Annotated in this window: 7 protein-coding genes; 4 read left to right on the forward strand and 3 right to left on the reverse strand. The window is 37.0% G+C overall.

The window, feature by feature from the left end:
* Positions 1 to 26 precede the first annotated feature (26 nt).
* Positions 27 to 782 (forward strand): LytR/AlgR family response regulator transcription factor, encoded by a 756-nt coding sequence (locus DWA30_RS12240; RefSeq protein ID WP_114492830.1) that lies wholly within the window; start codon positions 27 to 29, stop codon positions 780 to 782.
* An 11-nt stretch (positions 783 to 793) separates the two neighbouring features.
* Here the strand turns inward: DWA30_RS12240 and DWA30_RS12245 are convergent, their stop codons facing one another.
* Positions 794 to 2,008: an LETM1-related biofilm-associated protein gene (locus DWA30_RS12245; protein ID WP_114492831.1), complete on the reverse strand. Its 1,215-nt coding sequence runs from the start codon at positions 2,006 to 2,008 to the stop codon at positions 794 to 796.
* 169 nt (positions 2,009 to 2,177) lie between these two features.
* On the opposite strand from DWA30_RS12245, the gene DWA30_RS12250 reads away from it, so the two are divergent.
* The 3 genes from DWA30_RS12250 to DWA30_RS12260 are packed head-to-tail and all read left to right on the forward strand — an operon-like array spanning position 2,178 to position 4,944.
* Positions 2,178 to 2,891, forward strand: coding sequence for a DUF4331 family protein (locus DWA30_RS12250; protein WP_114492832.1), 714 nt, complete (start codon positions 2,178 to 2,180; stop codon positions 2,889 to 2,891).
* 25 nt (positions 2,892 to 2,916) lie between these two features.
* On the forward strand, positions 2,917 to 3,600 hold the full coding sequence (locus tag DWA30_RS12255) for a hypothetical protein (protein ID WP_114492837.1): 684 nt from the start codon (positions 2,917 to 2,919) through the stop codon (positions 3,598 to 3,600).
* A 60-nt stretch (positions 3,601 to 3,660) separates the two neighbouring features.
* The gene (locus DWA30_RS12260) at positions 3,661 to 4,944 is read left to right on the forward strand and encodes a tetratricopeptide repeat protein (RefSeq protein WP_114492833.1); all 1,284 of its coding nucleotides are present in this window, start codon (positions 3,661 to 3,663) and stop codon (positions 4,942 to 4,944) included.
* A 232-nt stretch (positions 4,945 to 5,176) separates the two neighbouring features.
* Here the strand turns inward: DWA30_RS12260 and DWA30_RS12265 are convergent, their stop codons facing one another.
* Complete coding sequence (locus tag DWA30_RS12265; protein WP_114492834.1) at positions 5,177 to 5,974, reverse strand: anti-sigma factor; 798 nt, start codon at positions 5,972 to 5,974, stop codon at positions 5,177 to 5,179.
* Between the two features lie 6 nt (positions 5,975 to 5,980).
* Positions 5,981 to 6,514: an RNA polymerase sigma factor gene (locus DWA30_RS12270; protein WP_114492835.1), complete on the reverse strand. Its 534-nt coding sequence runs from the start codon at positions 6,512 to 6,514 to the stop codon at positions 5,981 to 5,983.
* Between the last annotated feature and the right edge of the window lie 114 nt (positions 6,515 to 6,628).

The following is a 6,628-nucleotide window of genomic DNA, read 5'->3' on the forward strand; positions in this document are numbered from 1 at the left end:
TAACCATAATTACCAACCAACAAATTATGAATATTCTTATAATTGAAGACGAAAAACCATCTGCTCGCAGATTACAACGCATGCTGAATAAACACGGAATGAATGCAAATGAAATGTTACATAGCGTAACCGAATCTGTAGAATGGTTTAAGAATAATCCACATCCCGACCTTATATTCTTAGATATTCAACTTAGCGACGGACTCTCATTCGAGATCTTTGATGAGGTAGAGGTTCGAAGCGCCATTATTTTTACTACTGCCTTCGATGAATACGCATTACAAGCATTTAAGTTAAATAGCATCGATTATCTCCTAAAACCAATAGATGAAGAAGAACTCGAGAGAGCCTTAGATAAATACCGAGATTTAAAACCTTCGGTGCAAGACCTTAAGTTAAACTTCGATGATATAAAGAAGTTACTAGCCAATCCGGTGGAACGAGAATACAAAAAACGATTTACGACAAAGATTGGACAACACATTAAAATGATTCCCGTCGATGAGATCGAATGCTTTTATTCAGAAAATAAAGGCACCTATGCACATACTGTCGATGGACGCGATTATTTGCTAGATACCACCTTAGAACAATTAGAAGATGAATTGCAACCCGCAGTGTTTTTCAGAATAAGTAGAAAATTCTTCATAAATGTGAATGCGATAAAAGACATTATCTCCTATACAAACTCCAGACTTCAATTAAAATTAAACAGTTATAACGAGCATGAAGTAATTGTAGCACGAGAACGCGTCAAGGATTTTAAATTATGGTTAGAGTAGGTAGGGTAGCGCTACTCTTTTCGCTTTTCAATTCTATTTTCGTTAAAGGCCGAAGGTAGTAGTTTCGGAATAAACTTGATTAATAAAGGCAATAGTACGGTACCGCCGGGTAACAAAAATATGGTTAGAGATGGGATGGTTTTACAAATGTCCAGTAATTGATCTCTTATTTTTTTCTTTTCTTCGGAAGAAAGCTCGCGAATGGTCGATTGAGAAAGTAGCACCAATAGTTCTCCACTTTCATCCAATTCTTGTAGCAGTCGCTTTTTATTCCTAATAATTAGCAATTTGACAGTGGCAGCACTTTGCTTGTAAAATATCTTTACCGGATTAGAATATTCGAATAACTTGATTTGCTTCGTATACTTCGAACTAAATTCTTTCAAATCAGCGATGCTCTGTTCTAGTTCGGCGATCGGAAGGGCTAATTCTCTCGTTAACAAAGTTAAGAAGCTGTACTCGCTCTCATCCATCGCGTGATCATCCCATACAGCAATACAGCAGAGATCTATGACATATTTTTTGTCTGTTGTTGTGAGGTCTATTGATGAAAACAACTCATGTAATCCATTTATTTTGTTTTTTTCTTCTGAAATAAATAGATCTTCAGCAGAAGATTCAAACAATTCAATTAACAGACGGTCATATTTGTTTTTTTTCTTTTTAGCAGATAAGGCGTGAAAACAACTTTGTACAACTACGTTTTCCAGCTGTTGCGCGTTTAGTTTTAAATCCTTTGGGTTTTGGAGCCACCGTGAGAATGCTAATACATCAATGTACAAAAAGGCAAAAGTTAGTATAGAGGTCTTGTTGCTTTTTATAATTGCGTTCGATTCTTGGAGCCTTGCCGATAATAGCTGCTCAAGTTCCTCCGACTTGGAGCTTGTACGCTGAAGCAACTTAAAAAAACCTTTTTTTCCTTTTTCTAACTGCCTATAAAAGGAAATGATCTCATGTATGGCCACATTAAAATCAGTAGACGAGCACACATCATAATGCGCATATAATAAGGAATGAAATAAATTGATCTTGGTCAACTCTTCCTGAGTAAGTGTTAAGGTACTAATAGGAACCTTTAGTGGCGTTTCTACAGAAACACCGTATATAAAGCCGCACTGTTTGAGTTTTAGATAAAAAGCATCATTGTCGCTAAAGGATGTTAACAATTGCTCATCTCCAAATCTTGACAAGTACTTAAGGATCCAATTAGCGGCAGATGGATTCATAAAAACAATTAACGGTTCTTAACGATTATTAATTAAAGATTAACAGCCAGGAAGTTAAGCTAGATTTAGATTAACAAAAGATTAACGCATAAGCGAAAACCCTACTTGTAACTTTGGTCGTACATAGAGTAAGTAAAAATAATTAATAATTAAACAAACAACTACAATTATGAAAAAAACAAAGATTATTGCAGCGATTGGTGGTTTAGGCGTAGCCGTGCTATCAATTTTTATGATAGCTGCAGATCACATCGACGCGCCTGCTGTGGCCGGTACTAGTACCGACATTGCAGATTTATACGCGTTTGAAGGTGATAACCCGAATAATACCGTATTCATCGCTACATTACAAGGTCCTTTGATGCCTGGAGAAAACACCAACCAAGCAGAATTTGACGAAGATGTTATGGTAGAATTTAATATAGACAACACAGGTGATTTTGTTGAAGACTTGGTGATTCAAGTGATAAGAAGAGGTGACTCAATGTATTTCTTTGGACCTACCGAACCTGCACAAACAGGATTAGATAGTGAAGTTCAAGTATCTGCTGTTCGAAACAGCGTAAAAATCTCAACTTCCACCGATGTTCAAACAAGTTCTAATAACGGGATGACCTTTTTTGCAGGTCCTCGCCGAGATGCATTTTTCTTTGATTTCGAAAGATTCAATGATGTTATTTCTGGAAGTGTAGCCCCTGAAGGATTTTTACCACCAGATCAAGCGACAGATTTCTTTGAAAACCTAAACGTACTATCAGTTGTAGTAGAAGTGCCTAATGCTTTATTGGGTGAAGCTCCTACTCACGTTGCTAACGGAGTTGGCGGAGTTTCTGGATTACCGGATGCTTATAACGTATGGGTTTCAGCAAAAAGAAAACAATAACAATAACACAAAAAAATTAAGAGAAATGAAAACATATAAATTAAGAATATTATTTTTTGCTATCTGTGCATCCTTATTGTTCGTTCAATGTGATGACGATGACAATGGAAACGTTATTGAGCAGGCAACCTGTGATGACGGATTACAAAATGGAGATGAAACAGGCGTTGATTGTGGTGGTACCGCATGTGAACCCTGTGTTGAAGAGTTAGACTTTAGCGGTACATATACACAAGAAGACCATATGGGTCGTCCTGGAATTAACACTGTATTTAGTGGAACTGATGCCCTAAAAAATAACTTTAATACAACAATCACTTCAGGAAGAGGAGATTTTCAAGATGATTTTGAAGCTCGATTAGAGTTGTATCATGATGTTTATGGAGATGCACTTGGTGCAGACATAGATTATGAGACAAACATATTAGGGTTAGATGCAGCTACCTTCACCTTTGTATTGGCCAATACTGATGCATTGCAGGTAGCGCCACAAGGTCCTACGAGTTATTTTATTCCAGGAGGAGTAGCATTAACCGGTAGAACATTAGACGATGATGTTATCGATGTATCTTTAACACTCATGTTTGGAGGTATGACTGGAACACGTTTCGATGGAAACAACGGGACACCACAGCTTACCAGCGACGGAGTTGGATTTGGCGATCGTGTAATTGGCGCATTCCCATATATGGAATCTCCAAATAATTAAACTAATAATTAATTCAATGGAAAAGAGCAAGAGATTGCTCTTTTCCTATTTATACCAACTATGAAAAAACTATATGTTATAATAGCGCTTTTAGGGATTGTGGTTTCTTGTGACCAAAAAGAAGAGACTGTATCGGTAATCGATCCTAACGATTACAATCAATACCTGGATGTGCCTCAGAAAAAAGAAGAACAATCTAAAGAAGCCATTACTTTTTGGTCTAAACGTTTAAGAACTGATACCACAGGGATAGGAAATTTGGCGCCCTTGGCGAGCGCATATACAACCCTTTTTCAAACTTCTGGAGATGTGGTCAATCTAAAGCATGCCGAAAGATTGTATCAAAAAGGGGTTGAATATTCAGCCACCAACAAGGATGGCTTTACCAGATCACTGGCACATAATTATATTTCACAACACCGTTTTAAAGAAGCCAAAGAGTTGTTGGAAGACAGCTACAAAGGGGTGTCAAATAAACATGAAACCGAATTGATGTTGTTCGATGCTTATATGGAATTAGGCGAATACGAAAAAGCCGACTCTATGCTGGCGAAGGTGAAAAATAACTCAGATTATCACTATCTCATTCGCCTGTCTAAATGGAGTGATTATAGAGGTAACTTGGATGCTGCCATAAAATATATGGAAAAAGCTAGAGATATAGCAGAATCTCGCGATAGTGATGCACTAAAAGTGTGGACCTATAGTAATTTGGGAGATTATTACGGTCATGCCGGACGTATTAAAGATGCCTATGCATCTTATATTAAGACGTTACATTTGGAGCCCGACAACCATTATGTAAAAAAAGGAATCGCATGGATTGCCTATGCTGCTGAAAACGATCCAGAGGAAGCTCTACGTATTTTAGATGCGATTGAAAAATATCATAAAACTCCAGATTATTTATTATTGAGAGCAGAAATTGCAGAAAGTCAAGAAGACATGAACAAAGCAGATTCATTACGACAAGAATTTCTGAAAGCAGTGCGTTCACCGGAATATGGAGCAATGTATAATGCATATGTTATCGAAATGCTAGCCGAAACACAACCTGAAGTAGCTTTGTCCTTGGCAAAACTTGAAGTAGAAAATAGAGCGACGCCAGAGACCTATCATTTATTGGCCTTGGCACAATTAAAAGCCGGAAAAAAGCAAGCTGCTTTAGGAACGATCGAAGATTATGTTATTGGTAAAACTTATGAGCCAACAGCACTATATCACGCTGCCCTAGTCTATAAAGCGAACGGATTGGTAGAAAAAGTGGCACCGCTTAAAGAAGAGTTGTTAGGCGCTTCTTTTGAGTTGGGTCCAGTTGTTACCCAGTCTATAAAAGATTTATAAAATTTAAAAAACCAAACCGTTGCGTATTACGTAAATAAGTATGAAAGGTTGGTTATCTATCTTTAGGATAGATACTCAGAAATCGGATAAAACCGATTTTTTCAGAGTTTTTTTGTTAGTTGAAGCGTCTTATGCAAATAAGACGCTTTTTTTATGTGAAGTGGTACATAATACACAATAAAAAAGACCCGCAGTATAAGCGGGTCTTTTGTAGTTTTATAGTACCTTCAATTTAAGGTGCTGCCGAGACAGATCCAAGTGTGTACAGTTGACTTAGTGTAGGGGATTCACTACCTCCGGCAGGCTCCAGTGTGATTCCAAAGGCTTCAGGATCCGGAATATTGTCAAACTTATATATTCCGTTCTCAACTTCCGTTCCGCCTTCTAACAATCCAACACTGCTTGGTGTTAGTGGTTCCATGATCAAGGACCATACTTGGTAGACTTTTCCTTCAGGAGCTTCAGGCAAACCTTTTGCATCTATATACGCTACCTTGTCATTTTTGTTAAAATACACTTTAGCAAATGCTTCAGGAGCAACTGCCTGATTTCCGGAGAGCGTATAAGCGCTGTATTCTTTAGAGCGAACGATTTCTAATAATTCGGTCGTTTCTGCTAATTGCGCTTCCGTGTTCTCAAGATCACTTTCTAACACTTGGTTTTCCGTAGATGTTATCTGTATGGTTTCTCTTAATTCGTTGTTTTGTGTCAACATCCAGAAGATACCTCCAATACATAAAATAGCTGCAGCCCATCCCGTTATAGCGGCCCAATTGGTACGATCTGACTTCGTATCCAAGGTTCTCACCTTTTGTATAGATGCGAGTATATAACTCCATACCATAGCCGACAGAGGAGGAGCAACTGCTTTGGCAAGTGTGATTAGCGAAGCTTCTATTTTTTCTATCTCAGATTGTAATATAGGTGAAGCGGCAATAGCCTCTTCAATTTCTAAGGTTTCGTCTGATGACAATGCGCCACTTACATAAACCTCTAATATTCCTGATTCTATAATTTCTTGTTCGTTCATAATTTGTTACCCTAGTACGACTTTTCGTAATTCGTTAATACAATTTCGATTTCGAGTTTTCAGAGTTCCGAGAGGCATTTCTAATTCTTTAGAAGCATCCACTTGTGTGTATCCCTTAAAATAAAGTAAATCTATTATTCTAATACAAACAGGCTTTAACGATTGAATGAATTTCGTAATACCAATAGTGTTCACTTTTTTGTTTAAGCTGTCACTTGATGACAATATATCTACGAAATATGTTGTGGATAGGTTTTTTCTAGAGTTTTTAAAAGCCTTGGACCGGGTTTCGTCAATGGCAGCATTACGTGCAATATTGAGAATCCATGTGAAGAAGCGACCCTTATTAATGTCGTAAGATTTCGATTTGTCCCAAATTTTAATGAATACATCTTGTAATATTTCTTCGGAAACTTTTTCATCTAAAACTATACTGTAAATTATACCGTAGATAGCTTCGGAATAAAGGGTGTAAATTCTAGAGAATGCATTTTCATTTCCGTTTTGCATTTCTATAATTAATGAATTGGGCTGTTCCATAAAATAATTTGACGGTTATGGGGCTAAAATAATGAATTAATAAAATTATTATTGAAATTCTACGACTTATTTAAAATTGAAATCATTTAATAAAAGTGACAAAAGCAAGCAAAA

Origin of the sequence: Candidatus Ulvibacter alkanivorans, assembly GCF_003333325.1 — a bacterium.
In the GTDB taxonomy this organism is placed as follows: domain Bacteria; phylum Bacteroidota; class Bacteroidia; order Flavobacteriales; family Flavobacteriaceae; genus Ulvibacter_A; species Ulvibacter_A alkanivorans.

Coding starts and splice junctions, on each gene's coding strand:
- DWA30_RS12240 (WP_114492830.1), top strand. CDS start 27: ATGAATATTCTTATAATTGAAGACGAAAAACCATCTGCTCGCAGATTA.
- DWA30_RS12245 (WP_114492831.1), bottom strand. CDS start 2,008: ATGAATCCATCTGCCGCTAATTGGATCCTTAAGTACTTGTCAAGATTT.
- DWA30_RS12250 (WP_114492832.1), top strand. CDS start 2,178: ATGAAAAAAACAAAGATTATTGCAGCGATTGGTGGTTTAGGCGTAGCC.
- DWA30_RS12255 (WP_114492837.1), top strand. CDS start 2,917: ATGAAAACATATAAATTAAGAATATTATTTTTTGCTATCTGTGCATCC.
- DWA30_RS12260 (WP_114492833.1), top strand. CDS start 3,661: ATGAAAAAACTATATGTTATAATAGCGCTTTTAGGGATTGTGGTTTCT.
- DWA30_RS12265 (WP_114492834.1), bottom strand. CDS start 5,974: ATGAACGAACAAGAAATTATAGAATCAGGAATATTAGAGGTTTATGTA.
- DWA30_RS12270 (WP_114492835.1), bottom strand. CDS start 6,514: ATGGAACAGCCCAATTCATTAATTATAGAAATGCAAAACGGAAATGAA.